Source organism: Qipengyuania mesophila (assembly GCF_019711655.1).
In the GTDB taxonomy this organism is placed as follows: domain Bacteria; phylum Pseudomonadota; class Alphaproteobacteria; order Sphingomonadales; family Sphingomonadaceae; genus Qipengyuania; species Qipengyuania mesophila.
This window is the reverse complement of record NZ_JAIGNU010000001.1, coordinates 883,304-899,872: the sequence shown is the minus strand read 5'-3', so window position 1 is coordinate 899,872 and position 16,569 is coordinate 883,304. Positions and strand designations below refer to the sequence as shown.

Annotated in this window: 19 protein-coding genes and 1 tRNA gene; 9 read left to right on the top strand and 11 right to left on the bottom strand. The window is 64.5% G+C overall.

Annotated elements, in window-relative coordinates; all coding sequences use genetic code 11:
- Nucleotides 1-125: 125 nt before the first annotated feature.
- Nucleotides 126-1,859 carry a fatty acyl-AMP ligase gene (locus K3181_RS04480; protein ID WP_221601190.1) on the bottom strand — a complete coding sequence of 578 codons (1,734 nt, stop codon included), beginning with the start codon at nucleotides 1,857-1,859 and terminating at the stop codon, nucleotides 126-128.
- Between the two features lie 132 nt (nucleotides 1,860-1,991).
- On the opposite strand from K3181_RS04480, the gene K3181_RS04475 reads away from it, so the two are divergent.
- The 4 genes from K3181_RS04475 to K3181_RS04460 are packed head-to-tail and all read left to right on the top strand — an operon-like array spanning nucleotide 1,992 to nucleotide 4,057.
- Complete coding sequence (locus K3181_RS04475; RefSeq protein WP_221601188.1) at nucleotides 1,992-2,576, top strand: regulatory protein RecX; 585 nt, start codon at nucleotides 1,992-1,994, stop codon at nucleotides 2,574-2,576.
- The gene (locus K3181_RS04470; RefSeq protein ID WP_221601186.1) at nucleotides 2,543-3,073 is read left to right on the top strand and encodes a DUF192 domain-containing protein; all 531 of its coding nucleotides are present in this window, start codon (nucleotides 2,543-2,545) and stop codon (nucleotides 3,071-3,073) included. The genes K3181_RS04475 and K3181_RS04470 overlap by 34 nt, the downstream gene beginning before the upstream one ends.
- A gap of 49 nt (nucleotides 3,074-3,122) precedes the next feature.
- On the top strand, nucleotides 3,123-3,521 hold the full coding sequence (locus K3181_RS04465) for an NADH:ubiquinone oxidoreductase subunit NDUFA12 (RefSeq protein WP_221601184.1): 399 nt from the start codon (nucleotides 3,123-3,125) through the stop codon (nucleotides 3,519-3,521).
- 2 nt (nucleotides 3,522-3,523) lie between these two features.
- The gene (locus K3181_RS04460; protein ID WP_221602830.1) at nucleotides 3,524-4,057 is read left to right on the top strand and encodes a DUF2155 domain-containing protein; all 534 of its coding nucleotides are present in this window, start codon (nucleotides 3,524-3,526) and stop codon (nucleotides 4,055-4,057) included.
- Here K3181_RS04460 and aat read toward each other — a convergent pair.
- Nucleotides 3,961-4,644, bottom strand: a complete 684-nt coding sequence (aat, locus tag K3181_RS04455; RefSeq protein ID WP_221601182.1) for a leucyl/phenylalanyl-tRNA--protein transferase — start codon at nucleotides 4,642-4,644, stop codon at nucleotides 3,961-3,963. The two genes, K3181_RS04460 and aat, sit on opposite strands and share 97 nt — an antisense overlap.
- 85 nt (nucleotides 4,645-4,729) lie before the next feature.
- Between aat and K3181_RS04450 the strand changes: the two genes are divergently transcribed.
- Together K3181_RS04450 and K3181_RS04445 are read left to right on the top strand one after the other, a co-directional pair.
- A tRNA-Trp gene (locus tag K3181_RS04450) sits at nucleotides 4,730-4,805 on the top strand.
- A gap of 54 nt (nucleotides 4,806-4,859) precedes the next feature.
- The gene (locus K3181_RS04445) at nucleotides 4,860-5,744 is read left to right on the top strand and encodes an LOG family protein (protein WP_221601180.1); all 885 of its coding nucleotides are present in this window, start codon (nucleotides 4,860-4,862) and stop codon (nucleotides 5,742-5,744) included.
- On the opposite strand, the gene thiD is transcribed toward K3181_RS04445, so the two are convergent.
- From thiD to glmM, 3 genes are read right to left on the bottom strand one after another with little or no spacing between them, the layout of a single operon-like run.
- Nucleotides 5,741-6,565 carry a bifunctional hydroxymethylpyrimidine kinase/phosphomethylpyrimidine kinase gene (thiD, locus tag K3181_RS04440; RefSeq protein ID WP_221601178.1) on the bottom strand — a complete coding sequence of 275 codons (825 nt, stop codon included), beginning with the start codon at nucleotides 6,563-6,565 and terminating at the stop codon, nucleotides 5,741-5,743. The genes K3181_RS04445 and thiD overlap by 4 nt on opposite strands.
- Nucleotides 6,562-6,786, bottom strand: coding sequence for a DUF1272 domain-containing protein (locus K3181_RS04435; RefSeq protein ID WP_221601176.1), 225 nt, complete (start codon nucleotides 6,784-6,786; stop codon nucleotides 6,562-6,564). The genes thiD and K3181_RS04435 overlap by 4 nt, the downstream gene beginning before the upstream one ends.
- Complete coding sequence (glmM, locus tag K3181_RS04430) at nucleotides 6,786-8,123, bottom strand: phosphoglucosamine mutase (RefSeq protein WP_221601152.1); 1,338 nt, start codon at nucleotides 8,121-8,123, stop codon at nucleotides 6,786-6,788. The genes K3181_RS04435 and glmM overlap by 1 nt, the downstream gene beginning before the upstream one ends.
- Before the next feature lie 174 nt (nucleotides 8,124-8,297).
- On the opposite strand from glmM, the gene K3181_RS04425 reads away from it, so the two are divergent.
- Entirely contained in the window at nucleotides 8,298-8,909 is a 612-nt protein-coding gene (locus tag K3181_RS04425) for a superoxide dismutase (RefSeq protein ID WP_221601150.1), read from the top strand.
- Nucleotides 8,910-8,963: 54 nt separating this feature from the next.
- On the opposite strand, the gene K3181_RS04420 is transcribed toward K3181_RS04425, so the two are convergent.
- The 3 genes from K3181_RS04420 to K3181_RS04410 are packed head-to-tail and all read right to left on the bottom strand — an operon-like array spanning nucleotide 8,964 to nucleotide 10,994.
- The gene (locus K3181_RS04420) at nucleotides 8,964-10,139 is read right to left on the bottom strand and encodes an AI-2E family transporter (protein ID WP_221601148.1); all 1,176 of its coding nucleotides are present in this window, start codon (nucleotides 10,137-10,139) and stop codon (nucleotides 8,964-8,966) included.
- 58 nt (nucleotides 10,140-10,197) lie between these two features.
- A complete protein-coding gene (locus K3181_RS04415; protein WP_221601146.1) occupies nucleotides 10,198-10,803 on the bottom strand; it encodes a sigma-70 family RNA polymerase sigma factor in 606 nt (201 codons plus the stop codon).
- The gene (locus tag K3181_RS04410) at nucleotides 10,803-10,994 is read right to left on the bottom strand and encodes a NepR family anti-sigma factor (RefSeq protein ID WP_221601145.1); all 192 of its coding nucleotides are present in this window, start codon (nucleotides 10,992-10,994) and stop codon (nucleotides 10,803-10,805) included. The genes K3181_RS04415 and K3181_RS04410 overlap by 1 nt, the downstream gene beginning before the upstream one ends.
- 266 nt (nucleotides 10,995-11,260) lie before the next feature.
- Here K3181_RS04410 and K3181_RS04405 point away from each other — a divergent pair, with 266 nt between their 5' ends.
- Nucleotides 11,261-12,865, top strand: coding sequence for a CHASE domain-containing protein (locus K3181_RS04405; RefSeq protein WP_345725447.1), 1,605 nt, complete (start codon nucleotides 11,261-11,263; stop codon nucleotides 12,863-12,865).
- 69 nt (nucleotides 12,866-12,934) lie between these two features.
- On the opposite strand, the gene K3181_RS04400 is transcribed toward K3181_RS04405, so the two are convergent.
- Nucleotides 12,935-13,726, bottom strand: coding sequence for a response regulator (locus K3181_RS04400; RefSeq protein WP_221601143.1), 792 nt, complete (start codon nucleotides 13,724-13,726; stop codon nucleotides 12,935-12,937).
- A 135-nt stretch (nucleotides 13,727-13,861) separates the two neighbouring features.
- Between K3181_RS04400 and K3181_RS04395 the strand changes: the two genes are divergently transcribed.
- Complete coding sequence (locus K3181_RS04395; protein WP_221601141.1) at nucleotides 13,862-14,608, top strand: Crp/Fnr family transcriptional regulator; 747 nt, start codon at nucleotides 13,862-13,864, stop codon at nucleotides 14,606-14,608.
- A gap of 235 nt (nucleotides 14,609-14,843) precedes the next feature.
- Here the strand turns inward: K3181_RS04395 and K3181_RS04390 are convergent, their stop codons facing one another.
- The gene (locus K3181_RS04390) at nucleotides 14,844-15,275 is read right to left on the bottom strand and encodes a response regulator (protein ID WP_221601138.1); all 432 of its coding nucleotides are present in this window, start codon (nucleotides 15,273-15,275) and stop codon (nucleotides 14,844-14,846) included.
- A 125-nt stretch (nucleotides 15,276-15,400) separates the two neighbouring features.
- The gene (locus K3181_RS04385; RefSeq protein ID WP_221601136.1) at nucleotides 15,401-16,567 is read right to left on the bottom strand and encodes an N-acetyltransferase; all 1,167 of its coding nucleotides are present in this window, start codon (nucleotides 16,565-16,567) and stop codon (nucleotides 15,401-15,403) included.
- Nucleotides 16,568-16,569 lie beyond the last annotated feature (2 nt).

The window sequence follows — 16,569 nt, the reverse complement described above, 5'->3', positions numbered from 1 at the left end:
ACCTTTCGTGAAATTCACGAAGCCAGCTCCGGTTCCGTGGAAATCGACGAACCCTCTGAAATCCTGCGGCGAACGGTGGCGTTTCGCTCGCGCTGTCTTTCGCACCGGAAAGCCGGCGGTTGCGGTCAGGCGGCAAGATCCAACGGCTGAATTTCGCCAGCGAGGTAGAGCTTCTTGGCCTTCGCGCGGCTCAGCTTGCCCGAACTGGTGCGCGGCAGCGTGCGCGGCGGGACCAGCTCGACCACACAGCTCATGCCGGTTACGCCGCGAACCTTGTCGGCGATCTGGTCGCGCAGGCGGATGCGCTCTTCAGGATCGGATACACGGCAGTGGACGAGCACCGCCGGGGCTTCCTCGCCGCTCTCCGTATCGATCGAGAAGGCCGCGATGTCGCCGTGATTGAAGCCGGGCAACTGTTCGACCGCCCATTCAATGTCCTGCGGCCACAGGTTCTTGCCGTTGATGATGATCATGTCCTTGGCACGGCCGACGATGAAGAGGTAGCCATCGCCCATGTAACCCATGTCACCCGTGTCCAGCCATCCGTCGACGAGGCAGTCGTCGGTTGCTTCCTGGTTGCGGAAGTAGGAATGCATCACGCTCTTGCCCCGACACCAGACCTTGCCGATCTGGTGATCGCCCTTGAGCACGCCGTTTTCGCCGCGGATTTCGACTTCCATGCCTGGGATCGGCTTACCGCAATTGACAATGGCGCGATAGCGCGCGGGCTTCGACAAGTCGCGCGGACGACCCGACAGACGCTCCTCCTCGACCAGTTCGACGCGAATTCCTTCGCCCGGGGGCATGACGGTCACCGCCAGCGTCGCTTCGGCGAGGCCGTAGCTGGGGTTGAAGCTGCTCGCCTGGAAGCCGGCATCGGCGAAAGCATTGACGAAATTCTGCATCACGTCGGGCCGGATCATGTCCGCGCCATTGCCCGCGACGCGCCAGCGCGACAGGTCGAAGCGGTCGGCGACATGGCTCTGGCTGGAGATGCGGCGCGCGCAGATATCGTAGCCGAAGGTCGGCGAATAACTGAGCGTGGTGCCCTTGTTGCGGCTGATGAGGTCGAGCCAGGCGAGCGGGCGGCGCGCGAAATGCTCGGTCTTGAGATAGTCGACCGAAACCTGGTTGGCGATCAGCGAGAGGAAGCAGCCGACCAGCCCCATGTCGTGATACCACGGCAGCCAGCTGATCACGCGGTCGTTCATGCCGATGTTCATCGATTCGGCATGACCGCGCAGATTGTGCAGCAGCGCCTCGTGCGTCACCGCCACACCGGTCGGGAAGCGAGTCGAGCCGCTCGAATATTGCAGGTAGCAGATGTCGTCCGGCCGGGCTTCGGGCAGGTCGCAATCGGGAGCGGGACGTTCGGCGAATTCGTCCCAGCTTTCGCCGCCGCAACCCTGCCGGTCGGCAGCGGCCTTGGCCATCTCGGCGATCTCGCCCGGGTAGATGAGGATCTTCGGATCCGAACTCTGCAGCTGCACCGAAAGCTGATCGATATAGCTTTCCTTGCCGCCGAAGGTGGTCGGCAGCGGCAGCGGAACGGGCCAGGCGCCCATCAAGGTGCAGCCGCAGAAAAGCGCGGCAAATTCGGGACTTGTATCGGCGACCAGCGCAACGCGGTCTTCTTTTTCGATGCCCATCGCCACGAGCCGACGAGCCGCATCGAGCGCGTCCTCGCGCATTTGGGCATAGGGATAGACGCGTTCGAGCATCCCGCGCATATCGTGGAAGTTGAGCCCCTTGGCGCTGCGCGCAGCGTAGTCGATGGCTTCGTTAAAGGTCGCGAAGTCCGAGCGGCGACGAGGTAGGTCGCAATCGTTCGGCGTCGGCGTCAATACGGCGTCGGTCATAATGTTCGGCGATACCCGTGAATAGCAGGGGCTCTGTGGCCTCCCTCATTGCTCGATCTGTCACGCGAACCGTAACGTCGCGCGCTCTCCCGCGTTTCCCATTCTTAAAGGACTGTGGCAGGAATATGGCCGATGGATGATGAACGTGCAACATCTGGGCGCACTCGTCGCCGGGCAAAACCGCTCGACCGCACGCGGCTGGAAGAACTGGCGCTGGCCTACGTCGCGCGTTTCGCGACCAGTTCGGGGAAACTCAGGGCCTATCTGCAGCGAAAATTGCGCGAGCGCGGCTACGTCGAGGGGGAAGAGGCGGATGTCGAGGAGCTGGTCTCCCGATACGCTGAGAAGGGTTATGTCGATGATGAGGCCTATGGTCGCGCACGGGCATCCGAACTGACTGCCCGTGGCTATGGCGCGCGGCGCGTCGAACAAAGTCTGCGCGCGGCCGGGATCGGCGAGGATCTGCGCCACGATCTCGAACCCGGGGAGGGGGTGAGGCGCCAGGCCGCGCTGGTGCTCGCGCGCAAGCGCCGCTTCGGCCCGTTCGGGCAGCCGCTGGGCGGGGCGCCCGACGAGGTGCGCAAGCTCAAGGAAAAGCGGCTTGCCGCCATGGTCCGCGCGGGCCATGAGTTCGACCACGCCAGGCGCGTTCTCGAAGCGCGCACTATCGAGGAGCTCGAGGAATGGGTCGCAGAAACACCGGACGAATCGCTCTGAAGGGCATCGGCGCGCTCGCCGGACTGGCGGCATTGCTCGCCTGTTCTCCGCAAACCCAGGCCGAGTCGCCCGCCGGACAATCGGTCAGAACCGCCGAAGCCGTCGCTCCGGACGTGCACCCTGTCTCCGGCCTCAGGATCATTCCTCTGACCGTGATCAGCGACACCGAAAGGATCGGTTTCCACGTCGAAGTGGCCGAGACCCGCGAAGCGCAGGCGCGCGGACTAATGTTCCGCACCGAGCTGGGCGATTTCGAGGGGATGATCTTCCCTTACGACGGAACCACCGCGCAGAGCTTCTGGATGCGGAACACGCCCTTGCCGCTCGACATCATCTTCATCGGGCCGGACAAAAAGATCAGCAATATCGCCGCGATGACGGAGCCCTATTCGCTCGACCCGGTCTATTCGGTGGGGAATGTGCTCGGTGTGCTCGAACTGCGCGGCGGCCGAGCTGAGGAGCTGGGCATCGAACCGGGCGATCACGTCGAATGGTAAGTGTCGAACGGTCTTGGCCCGCGCGCACGAATCCGCTAACCGCGCGGCCATGAGCTTCCTCGGCAAGATTTTCACCTGGTGGGACGGCGCCACGATCGGCACGCTCCTGTGGTCCTCGCGCAATGGCGAGCATGTCGGCACCGACGCGCAGGGCAACAAGTACTACCGCTCCAAGAAGAAGACCGGCGACGGTCGCGAGCGGCGCTGGGTGATCTACGAGGGTGCCAACGACGCCAGCCGCGTGCCGAGCGAATGGCATGGCTGGCTGCACGGTGCTTTCGACGACGTTCCCGAAAGCCACCTTCCGCCCGCGCGCATCTGGGAAGTCGACTACACGCCGAACGCCACCGGCACGGCTGGCGCCTATCGCCCCGCCGGCGCGCTCGAACGCGGCGGCCGACGCGCCCGTGCGACGGGCGATTACGAAGCCTGGTCGCCCGAGGCGTGACGATGCGCGGGGCGCTCGCCCTCCTCGTTCCGTTGGCGCTGCTCGCAGCGTGCGAGAGGGAGGCCGACGAGCCCGCCGACGCGGTGGCCACCGCGATTCCGGAAGACCTGCAGCAATCCGCACTGCCCGCGCAGCCTGCCGCCGAGGCAGGTCTTGGCACGCCGATGGCCGAGCGGATCGCGACGCTGGGCCTTCTCAACAAGCGCAACAACGTCAGCCAGGATATCGAGCTCAAACCGGGCGAACAGCAGCGTGTCGGCGACGTGATCGTCCGCCTTCAGGCCTGCGAGCGCACAGCGCCGTGGGAGATGCCCAAGGAAACCGGTGCTTTCGTGCAATTGCTGGTCAAGGAGCGCGGGATCGAGGACACGTTCCGCAAGGTCTTCTCGGGCTGGCTGTTCAAGAACTCGCCCAGCCTCAACGTGGTCGAGCACCCGATCTACGATGTCTGGGTCAAGGACTGCGCAATGGACTTCCCGGGAGAGGAAGACGCGCCGAATCGCGCCACCGCTTCGGGTAGTGACGCCGCAGGATAGCCGCCGGCAGCGCTGAGCAGGTCCAGGTAGCGGGCCTGCGGAATTGCCACCGCCCCCATCCGCGCCAGGTGATCGGTCATGAACTGGCAGTCGAGCAGCGCATATCCCCCGCTGCGCATTGCAGCGACGAGCCAGGCTAGCGCGACCTTGCTCGCATCGGTGGTGCGGCTGAACATGCTCTCGCCGCAAAAAACCCGGTCGAAGGCGACGCCGTAAAGCCCGCCGACCAGCTCACTTCCCTGCCAGCACTCGATCGAGTGCGCGTGCCCCGCCTGATGGAGCGCGAGATAACTTGCCTCGATGCGATGGCTGATCCAGCTTTCGGCATGCTCTTCGCGAGGGGCGGCGCATTCGGCGATCACGCCTGCGAAAGCGGTATCGCAGGTGACGCGGAACCGGTCCTGCCGCAGCACCTTCGTCAGGCTTTTCGAGAGACGGAAACCGTCGAGCGGGATAATCGCGCGTTCGCGCGGCTCGACCCAGTAGACCTCGGGATCGCTGCGATGGTCGGCCATGGGGAAAACGCCGCCGCGATAGGCGCGGAGCAATAGGTCCACCGGAATGCGGGAGGTTGCGGGGGCATGCATCGGGGTCGCGATATATCACTTGATCGGGCGGAGCGATATGCGCCTTGCCAAGCGCGGGCGGCCATACTAATGCGCGCCCTCCTGCAGGGGTGTAGCTCAGCTGGTAGAGCATCGGTCTCCAAAACCGAGGGCCACGGGTTCGAATCCTGTCACCCCTGCCATTTCCTTTTCTGTGGGCGCTTGTGCGCCGCTCGCGCCGGCCCTATCGGGCGGGCATGACCGACAAGAAAAGCGAACGCGACCTTTCTGATCGCAAGTTCTACCCGGCCGACCAAGAGGCCGAATTCGAAAAAATCTTCCCGCACCAGACCCCGCAGACCGCGCATCCGGCCTACAAGCTGGCCTACCAGGACACCGATTTCCTGCTGCGCGACGAACTGCGCCCGGTGCGTTTCCAGCTCGAACTGCTCAAACCCGAAATGCTGCTCGACGAGGCCGGCGTCGGCTCGACGCTGGTGGTCTACGGCTCGGCGCGCATTCCCCCACCCGAATCGGCCGAGACCGCGATGGCGGGCGCACAGGACCTGCCCGAGGACGAGCGGCGCGTGGTCGAGAACCTCGTCAAGAAGAGCAAGTATTACACCGAAGCCTACAAGCTGGCGAAGATCGCCAGTGAGAAATCGATCATCGAGGACGGCAAGCGCCAGTTCGTGGTCTGCTCGGGCGGCGGCCCGTCGATCATGGAAGCCGCCAACAAGGGCGCCAGCGATTCGGGTGCCGAAAGCATCGGGCTCAACATCATCCTGCCGCACGAGCAGGCGCCCAACCAGTATGTGACGCCCTATCTGTCGCTCAACTTTCACTATTTCGCGCTGCGCAAGATGCACTTCCTCTTGCGCGCACGGGCGGTGGCGGTTTTCCCGGGCGGCTTCGGGACCTTCGACGAATTCTTCGAACTGCTGACGCTGATCCAGACTGGCAAGATGAAGCCCATGCCGATCCTGCTGTTCGGCAAGGAGTTCTGGACGCGGGTGATCGACTTCGATGCATTGGCCGACGAAGGCACGATCTCGAGGAGGGATCTCGAGCTCTTCCGCTGGTGTGAGACCGCCGAGGAAGCCTGGGAGCACATCAGCGCCTTCTACGAGCTCGAACGCTAGCTCTCTTCGGCAGGCTCCAGCCGCCGCACGGCCTGGTGCCCGAGCGGCCCCGAGCCTTCTCCGAAGCCCGGGGCGTTTTCTATCGCCGCGAAGGTGAAGGCGCGTGCAATGCGGATCGCGTGCGTCATGGGCTGGCGATGACCGAGCAGCGTCGCCAGCGCCGCCGAAAGCGTGCAGCCGGTACCGTGCGTGTGCTGCGTGGCGATCCGCGCATGGGCGAAACTGCCGAGCCGGCCGCTGGGTGAAACCACCCGGTCGACGACCTGCGTTTCATCGCCCGCATGTCCGCCCTTGGCGAGCACCTGGACCGCGTGCCGTTCGGCCAGTTCCTGTGCTGCTGCGAAGACATCCTCGTCTACCAGACCCTCGCGTCCGGTGAGCGCTTCGAGTTCGGGCAGGTTGGGAGTGACGATGGTGGCGATCCGCATGAGCGCGGCGAAACCCGCGACGGTCTCCGCATCCGCGAGCACCGACCCGCTGGTGGCGACCATCACGGGATCGAACACGATGGGGCCGGCGAAGGTGTCGAGTCTCTCCGCCAGCATTTGCGCCGTCTTGCTCGACCCGAGCATGCCGATCTTGATCGCATCGGCGCCGATGTCCGACAGGCAGCTGTCGACCTGGTCGATTACGAATTGCGGACTGAGCGCCTCCACCCCCTGAACCCCGCGCGTGTTCTGCGCCGTGACTGCGGTGATCGCCGTCATGGCGTAGCCGCCGAGCATGGTGACGGTCTTGATGTCGGCCTGGATGCCTGCGCCGCCCGAGCTGTCCGAGCCGGCGATGGAAAGGATGCGGGGCGGGGGTGGGGTGTCGCTCACCCCTTGAATTTCCGCGTGGTGCTCGGCGGGAACTTTTCCTGCAGCTTTCTCGTCCGCGTCGGGCGGTCCATCAACTCGCCGCCGCAATTGGGGCAGATGTCGTCGAGGCGCTCGGCGCAGCTCGCGCAGAAGGTGCATTCGAAGCTGCAAATGAAGGCCCCCGGCGCCTCGGCCGGCAGGTCGGTCCCGCATCGTTCGCAGTCGGGGCGCATCTCGAGCATCAGGCGGCTCCCTTCACGGCATCGCAAATCCGGTCGACGACCGCTTCGACCTGAGCGGCATCGTCACCCTCGGCCATGACCCGGATGACGGGCTCGGTGCCCGAGGGGCGGATCACCAGGCGGCCCTTGCCCTCCAGCTCGCCTTCGGCATCGGTGATGACCTGCTTGACCGTAGCGTTCTCGAGCGGCTTCCCGCCTGAATAGCGTACGTTCTTGAGCAATTGAGGGACCGGGTCGAACGCGTGCAGCAATTCGCTCGCGGGCTTGCCGAAGCGCACGAGGCTGGCGAGGATGCGCAGGGCCGCAACGGTGCCGTCACCGGTCGTCGCATGGTCGAGCAGGATCATGTGCCCCGACTGCTCGCCGCCGACGTTGAAACCGCCTTCCTTCATCCGCTCGAGCACGTAGCGGTCGCCGACCTGGGCCCGTTCGAGCGTGAGGCCGATGCCCTGCAAATAGCGTTCGAGGCCGAGGTTCGACATGACCGTGGCGACCACGCCGCCGCCCTTGAGGTCGCCGCGGGCATGAAGTCGGCTGGCAATGACCGCCATGATCTGGTCGCCATCGACCGTCTCGCCTTTTTCGTCGATCACGATCAGCCGGTCGGCATCGCCGTCGAGCGCGATACCGATGTCAGCCCCCTCCCCGACTACGCGCGACTTGATCGCGTCGAGTGAGGTTGAACCGACGCCGTCGTTGATATTGGTGCCGTTCGGCTCGACGCCCATGGCGATGACTTCGGCGCCCAATTCCCAGACCGCGCTGGGGGCGACCTGGTAGGCCGCGCCATTGGCGCAGTCGACCACCACCTTGAGCCCGTCGAAACGGATATCCGATGCGACCGACTGCTTGACCGCGTGGATGTAGCGCCCGCGCGCATCGTCGATCCGGCGCGCGCGGCCGATCCGGTCGGCCTGCACCAGCAGGGGCTCCTGTTCGAGCAACAGCTCGATCGCCGCCTCGGCTTCGTCCGAGAGCTTGAAGCCATCGGGACCGAACAGCTTGATGCCATTATCCTCGAACGGGTTGTGGCTGGCCGAGATCATCACCCCCAGATCAGCGCGCATCTCGCGCGTGAGCAACGCGATCGCCGGCGTCGGCAGCGGACCGGTCATGACCACGTCCATGCCGACGCTGGTGAAGCCCGCAACCAGCGCACTTTCCATCATATAGCCCGACAGGCGTGTATCCTTGCCGATCACGACCCGGTGACGATGGCCTCCGCGCAGGAAATGCGTTCCGGCGGCCTGGCCGACGCGCATCGCGGTGGCGGCAGTCATCACGCCCTCGTTCGTGCGTCCGCGAATGCCGTCGGTGCCGAAGAATTTGCGAGCCATGGGTGGATCGTCTCCTGATTGCGCGCCACACCCATGGCGTGGATGGGCGGCGAATAAAAGACCGGTCGCCCCCCTTTTCGCGCACAATATCGCCGCTATGTGCAACTACGCGTCCGCAAGGGCGTTAGGGACGCGAGTACGGAATTTTTCACACCAACCCAGAGGGGACTATCCATGGCTTTTGAGCTGATCGACCTGCCTTACGACGACACCGCGCTCGAACCGGCCGTGTCGGCGAAGACGCTGTCCTTCCACCACGGCAAGCACCACAAGGCCTATATCGACAAGACCAATGCCGCGATCGAAGGCACCGATCTCGCGGACAAGAGCCTGGAAGAGGTCATCGCAGCGGCGCGCGGCAGCAACCAGGGCCTATTCAACAACTCGGCGCAGAGCTGGAACCACGGCTTCTACTGGCACTCGATGGCACCCGAGGAAACCGGCGCCTCCGACGAACTCAAGAGCATGATCGAGAGCGCCTTCGGTTCTGCCGACGGGCTCAAGAAGAAGCTGGCTGAAAGCGGCGCCGGCCACTTCGCCAGCGGATGGGTCTGGCTCGCGGTCAAGGATGGCGAACTTGTGATCGCCGAAACCCACGACGGCGATACGCTGGCCGATCAGGACGGAGTGAACCCTCTGCTCGTGATCGATTTGTGGGAGCACGCCTATTACCTCGATCACCAGAATGCGCGCCCGGCCTATCTCGATGCGGTCAACGGCAAGCTCAACTGGAAGTTTGCCAGCGAAAACCTCGCTCGCGGCACTACCTGGGCGTATCCGGCCTAACCAGCGTTCGGGCTAGCATTCGAAGACCCGTCGCCAGCGATGGCGGCGGGTCTTCTATGCACCCGCCTGCGGGTCGACCGGGTCGTCGAAGGGATTGGTTGCGAATAGCGGTTCGCCGAACACGAAACCGACCAGATTGGGTCGCCCGACATGATCGAACAGCGCGGTCAGCATGAGCAGGATCGGCACCGAAAGCAGCGCCCCGAAGACGCCCCAGATCCAGGTGAAATAGGATAGCGCGATGAGGATCATGACCGGGTTCATGGTGAACCGCGCGCCGAGGATCGAGGGGGTGACGAGGTTCGCCTCGATCGTGTGCAACGCGAGATAGGCCAGCGCGGGGATAAGGCCGATAAGAATTGTGTCGGCGGTTCCGATACCGAACAGTCCGAGCAGGGCGATCATGACGATGGGGCCGACATAGGGCAGGAAATTGAGCAGGGCGGCGAGCCCGCCCCACATGATCGGCGCATCCACTCCCAGAGCCCATGCGCCGAAGGCGACCACCACGCCTACCAGCGCGTTGATCCAACCGACGGTGAGAATATAGGCGGCGACACGGTCCTGAACCTCGCGGATCACCCGCGCGGCCTTGATGCTGGTGCCGAAGCTGGCACGGCCGAACAGCAGCCGCTGGCGCAGCCGTACGCGTGCCTCGATCATGAAATAGGCCATCAGCAGCGTGAGCACGACTTCGAGGATCACGCTCGGCGTTGCGAAGGCCACCTGTTCGAGCAGGCTCGGCGCGGCGAGCACCACTTCGCGCGTGCCGTCGTTCTTCATCAGCGTCGCGAGCTGTTCGTTGATCGCGGCAATCCAGGCGAATTGCGCGCGGACCTCGCCGAAACGCTGCGTGACCTGGCGCACCATCGTCGGCACGTCGTCGAACAGAGCGATCGCCGGCTGGAGGATAAGCGCGAGCGCGAGCAGCAGCACGGCGAAGAAGAACAGCAGCGCGGCGATCGAGGCAAGAGCGTTGGGCAGACCCCAGCCGTTGAGCTTGTCCGCCAGCGGAGAGAGGATCACCGTCAGCACGACCGCGGTCACGACCGGCAGGAATACCACCGAACCGATCGACAGGACGAAGGGCAGGGCGAAGAACAACCCGAGCCCGATCAGCAGCACAAGCGAGGAAATGAGCCGCAATTCCTGCTCGGCGAAGGCGAGCCGGTTCGATCGCCGCTTGGGCTGCCGCGGGGTGCTCTGGATAGGTGGCTCGGGATCGCTCATCAGCGTCTATCTGCCCTGCGCGGCGAAACGAGACAAGCGGTGCCGGGGCGTAGAATTTCTACCTCCGGCCGCCACCCTGGCCAGCGGCCACCTCGTCGAGCTCCTCGAGGATGGCGCGATGCGCGGCGTGATCGTCGATCGAGCGCTGCGGGATGTTGCCTTCGGACAGCATCGTGTTGAGCGCCGCCCTGGCGCGACCGACGCGGCTCTTGATTGTCCCCACGGCGCAGCCGCAGATCGTCGCCGCTTCCTCGTACGAAAAGCCGCCGGCGCCCACCAGCAACAGTGCCTCGCGCCGCTCGGGCGGCAGCGTCAGCAGCGCGCGATGCATGTCCGAAAGGTGGATCGGTTCTTCCTGACCTGCGGGCGCGGTGAGAACGCGCTCGGCGACCGTCTCGTCATATTCACCGCGGAAGCGGTTGCGACGCATGTCGGTGAGATAGGCGTTGCGCAGGATGACGAAGGTCCAGGCGCGCATGCTCGTCCCGGGCTGGAACCGATCCTGCGCCGCCCACGCCTTGAGCAGCGTTTCCTGGACCAGGTCGTCGGCCATGTCGGCGCGCCCGCAGAGCCCGCGCGCGAAGGCGCGCAGATGCGGGACCACCTCGGTCAACTCGCGTTTGAAATCGGCCTTCTCGGTGGCCGTCCGCTTCTCGTCCGACATCAGTCTTTGGAATCCAGCTGCGCGAGCAGGCTGCGGAACGTGTCGGGGAGCGGTTCGTCGACCACGGAATCGTAGAGCTGCCGCAGTCCGTTTGCCCACTCCGGCTCGCCCCCTTTGCCTTGTGTTGCGGAAGCTGGGGGCGGGCCGCCGGCGGTCGACCGCTGCGGTTTTTTCGGCGTGTCGGAATTCATGGCTTGAAAAATGGTACCCTTTTAGGTTTCTCGCCAAAGGCCTCGGGCCCGCTGACGAGAAGATCGATCCCGGAATGTGCTCTGCACAACGCGTGGGTTGCGATGCAGTTCCCGCCTTCGCGGATCGGAACCAAATCGGGTGCGCGGCATAGTATGGCATACCACGAGGCGGGCAAATCGTCAGGGGCAAGAAGCTGGAAAGCGAAAAACTCCAACGCAAAGGGCGCCGCAGGCGTTGGTTGATCGATTATCCGCGCGGAATTCCGGTGCTGATATTCGTCTTGGTCAGCGCGATCACCGTGCTCAGCGTCTTCGCCATCGAACGCGGCGAAGAGCAGCGAGATGCGGCGGATGTCGCGCGCAAGGCGCAGTCCATGACCTCTGCCATCGAGCGCCGTGCCTATACCAGCTCCGCCTATCTGCGCGCCGGTGCGGCGCTGCTGGCAACGCAGGACGAGGTAACGCCCGACCTGTTCCGCCGGTTCGTTTCCGAATTGCGGCTCGACGCCAATTACCGAGGGGCCGAGGGGATCGGCTGGGCTCCGATTATTCCAGCCGACGAAATCGACGCGTTCGAGGCGCGTCTCGGCGAGGGGCGGGTCGAGAATAAGCAGGTCACCCCCAGCCTCGCCGAAGAGCCCCGCGATACGCTGGCGCCGATCCTCTATTTGCAGCCCGACACGGTCCGCAACCGGCGTGCACTCGGCTACGACATGTACTCCGAGCCGGTCCGCCGCGCGGCGATGGATCTTGCGGCCAGTGATGACCGGCCGACGGCGAGCGGCCCGGTCGTCCTGATGCAGGAAGGCGGTGGCAATTCAGCGGGCTTTCTCATCTACATGCCGGTCTATGAAGGCCTCAGTCGCACGCGCAGCCTCAAAGGGTTCGTCTACAGCCCGTTCAATGCCTCGCAGTTTCTCGCCTCGGCAGGCGAACTGGTCAGTTACGACGTCGTCGGGGCACGGCTCATCGATGGTGAGGCAACCCCGCAATCGATCCTGGCCAAGAGCGATGGGTGGGTCGAGGGACGATCTGCGGTCAGGCGCGAACTCCAGCTCGCCAACCGCCGGATGATCCTCGAGGTGCAATCGGCGCGTGCCGAAGGGTTGTCGTCGATGTCGATGATCACTCTGCTGTTCGGACTCGCGGTGGCCAGCCTCCTGATGCTGGTCGCGCGACTCTTGACCCAGCAGTCGCTCGAAGACCGGAGGGCGATCAGCTGGTTTGAGGAACAGAATTCGATCCGCAACTCGCTGACTCGCGAACTCAACCACAGGGTCAAGAACACGCTCGCCAATGTGCTCTCGATCGTTTCGCTGACGCGCCGCCGGTCCGACAGCCTCGACGAATTCGCAGAGGGTCTCGACGGTCGTATCCGCGCCCTTTCCGCCACGCATGACCTGCTGACGCAATCGGACTGGGGAACCACGCCGATCCGCTCGGTGGTTGAGGTCGAATTGTCCCCTTATGCCAGCGATGACGCGCACACGCTCGAGATGATCGGTCCGCACACCGAACTCGCCCCCAACGATGCGCTGTCGCTCGGCCTCGCGATCCACGAACTCTCGACCAATGCCGCGAAATACGGCTCGCTCAGCGTGCCGGGGGGAAGCGTCGCGGTGAGCTGGACCCAGGTCAACGATACGCTCGCCCGGATCGAATGGATCGAGAGTGGTGGACCCGCCGTCACCAAGCCTCAGCGGCGCGGTTTCGGAACCGACCTGATCGAAAAGATCGTCGCGCACGAATTGCGGCACCCGGTCGAGCTCGACTTCCTGCCCGAGGGCGTGCGCTGCATCCTGCTGGTTCCGGTACGCCAGCCGAGCGAGTTCGAGCTGCGCCGCAAGGGTCCCGGCGGCCGCGGCCACTGACGGCGCGGGCAAGAAAAGACCCGAGCCTTGCGGCCCGGGTCGTTCCTTTCCGAGAATGCCGGACCGAACTCAGCCGAGCGGGCGGCTCGAACCGAAGAACAGCGCCTGGCTGATCGCCGCGCGCACGGTCTGTTCCTGGAACGGCTTGGTCACGAGATAGGTCGGCTCGGGACGGTCGCCGGTCAGCAGCCTTTCGGGATAGGCGGTGATGAAGATCACCGGAACGCTGCTGATTGCCAGGATATCGTCGACCGCGTCGAGGCCGGAAGAGCCGTCGGCCAGCTGGATATCGGCAAGCACGAGGCCGGGGGTCTTGTCGGCGACCACCTCCTGCGCTTGGGTGCGCGTGGCGGCAGTGCCGCAGACGTCGTGGCCCAGCGAGGTGACGAGGTCTTCGAGCTGCATCGAAATCAGCGGCTCGTCCTCGATGATGAGCACGCTGGTCGCCGATTCCTTGTCGATCTCGGCCACCGCTTCCTGAGCCAGCTGCTCGATGTCATCGGCCGACATGTCCATGATCTCGCCCGCCTGATCGGAGGTAAAATCTTCGAGCGTAGTCAGCAGCAGTGCCTGGCGGTTGAGCGGAGTGACCGATTTCAGGCGGTCGTGCGCCGCGCTCTCGTGGCCGTCGCCGCCCACGGTTTCGGGAATGTCCATATAGGCACTCGACCAGACCTTGTTGAAGGCGCGGTAGAGCGGCACCCGGCCGCCCTCGAGAGACTGTTTGAGTTCGCTATCCGCCAGTGCGGCTTCGAGCGTGGCACGGACGAATGCGTCTCCCGTAGCCTGCGAACCGGTCAGCGCGCGCGCATAGCGGCGCAAATACGGCAGGTTACGGGCAATTTGATCACCAAGCGACATTGAGACCCCTTCCTTAAGGTGCGCGCTTCTAACGTCCCCGGAGGGGTTAGGTTCCAATCTGCGCCGCCGCAAGCGAAGCGTTTGACAAGCGCGCCTTTTCGAGCGCATCCCCGCCTTCTGCCGAGGGGGACAGCCTTGTACGAAATTGACGATCCGATCGCCTGTGCCAACTGCCCGTTGCAGGGATGTCCGGGCTTGCGTTCGCTCGAGGAGCGCCAGCTGGCCTATATGCAGACCTTCAAGGATGGCGAATTGGGGCTCGAACGGGGCGATGTGTTGATCGACGAAGGCGCCGCGCACGAGCGGCTCTATACCGTGCTCGACGGCGTTCTGATCCGGTCGCGTTCGCTTGACGACGGACGGCGGCAGATAGTCAACTTCATGTTTCCCGGCGATCTTGTTGGCCTGCAGGGGGCATTCGACGAGCCGTCGAGCCATGCGGTCGAGGCGCTGATCGACGCTCGCCTGTGCCGTTTCCGGCGCAATGATTTCGTAGAACTCATCTCGACCCATCCGCGCCTGGGCTACGACATCACCTGGCTGGCGGCCAAGGAGGAAACCGCGCTCGAGGGGCATATCGTCTCGCTTGGCCAGCGCAGCGCGCGCGAGCGGGTCGCCTATCTTGCGGTGTGGTTGCTCGATCGTGCGCAGGCGACCTGTCTCGCCGATGAGCAGAACGTTGTGTCACTGCCGATAACCCAGGCGCAGATCGCCGACATGCTCGGCCTGTCGCTAGTCCATACCAACCGCACGCTGCGCCAGCTCGAGCGCGAGGGGCTGGTCGAGTGGAAATCGCGCGCGATCCACGTGCCGGACCTCGCGCGCGCCGCCGACTACGCGCAGTTCGATCGCCAAGCAGACAGATGTAGGCCATTCATTTAAATGAAGTTTGTGGCGGGCGCTAAAAAAGTTCGACCCCTTGGGAACCCTATTTCTTGCGGCGCGTATTCCCTATGTCACCGCCGAGACCCCCCCTCCCGTCCAAGCGGCTGGTGATACGATCCCGAAAGGCCTCCGTTGCTCCGCAACGGAGGCCTTTTTTCTGTGCCTCGCAGAGTGAGTGCGCGGGAATTGAAGGGGGGCGGAAGCGCCCTGATCGGGGATTTTGCTGCTGTGCCTAGCGGAGCGCGCCGCGCAACCGCGACATGATCCCGCGACGCCTTGGCTGTCGCAGAAGATCGATCAGGACCGCTGCGTCATAGGGCTTTTCGAGGATGTAGCCGAGCGCCGCGATGTCCTCGGGGATATCCTGCGGCGCGCCGGTGGAGAAGATGATCCGCGGGCTGTCGGGGCCGAGTGTGCGGACCAGTTCGGCTATCGCCCAGCCATCGTCGCGATCGGCGAGATGGACGTCGAGCACAATCGCCTCGGGCTGCTCTTCGCGCAGATGGCGCAATGCCTCCTCAGTCGAGGGCGACAGAGCGACGCGGGCGACGCCGGCGTCGAGCAGCGCCTGCTCGATGGTCAGACCGAGAACGGCATCGTCCTCCACCACGAGCACATGGGCAGGCAATTGCGCGCGCGCGGTGGATTTTGGATGCTGCGTCATAGATTCTCGCGAGGCCCCGGCGAACAACCCGCCGTCTCACTTGCCAACGGGGCGGCCGCCGCCGCAGTTCCCGCCCCGCGCGCTTCGTCTGCGCGGCGTGGCCGAATTGCGACAGCCCGCTCGGGTCAGGCCTGCGCTAGCCGCCTTTCGTAGATCGCGTATTCGCGATTGACCTCGCTCTCGATCGCGTCTGCGATGGCCTTCATCCCCTGATTGTCGTCGAGAATCCATCCGATTTCCGCGCGTTGCGTGCCGTAGAGGCGCGTGGCGGTGTCGCGAATCTGACTGATCATCATGAAGGCGAGCTGGCTGGCGAGGCGCGAATTGTGCAGTTCCTTGAGCACGCCCATCAAGGGCACGCGCATATCGGTACCCACCGGCTTGCGCATCCAACGCAACAGGTGGAACCAGCCGAAGGGTAGCAGCTTGCCATCGACCTTGCGCAGCACGCCGTTAATGTCGGGAAAGGTCAGCATGAAGGCGACCGGACGGCCGTCAAGCTCGGCGACGAGGTTGATCTCCTCGTGAATAATCGGCTTCAGTTTCTTCCCCGCATAGGCGATTTCCTGCGGCGTGAAGGGCACGAAGCCCCAATTGTTCGACCACGCATCGTTGAGGATGGTCAGGATCACCTCGACCTCTTCGTCCCAGCGGCGCTTGTCCACCGGCCGCACCTTGATCCGTTCGTTGCGCTGTCCCGATTGCACGATGCGGCGGATCAGCGGCGGGAAATCATGGGTGACGTCGAGGTCGTAGGTGAGCAGTGTCTTGGCACGCTCATAGCCTGCGCTTTCGATCCAGCCTTGGTAGGCTGCCGGGTGGTGCCCCATCATGATCATCGGATCGTGGTCCTGACCCTTTACCAGGAGGCCCGGTTCTTCCCAGATCGACATCGAAATCGGGCCGATCGCGCGGGTCATGCCCTGGCCGCTGAGCCATTCCTCGGCCTTCGCGAGCAGGGCATGTGCGACGCTCTCGTCCTCGGCATCGAAATAGCCGAACATGCCCGCGCCTGGGCCGAAGCCTTGCTCCTTCGGCAATTCGAGCGCGAGATGGTCGATGTGGGCCGAGATTCTGCCCACCGCCTTGCCGTCGCGGCGGGCGATGAAGAGCTGGTGCGATGCGTGACCGAAGAAGGGATTGCGGTCGGGATCGACCAGTTCGAGCTGTTCGGAGCGCAGCTGCGGCACCCAATGGGGCTCGCGCGCGGCGAAGGTGCGGCCGAGGTCGACGAATTCGGCGCGCCCCTTCTTGCCCCGGACGGGCTCGACCACCACATTTGCTTCGGACATTC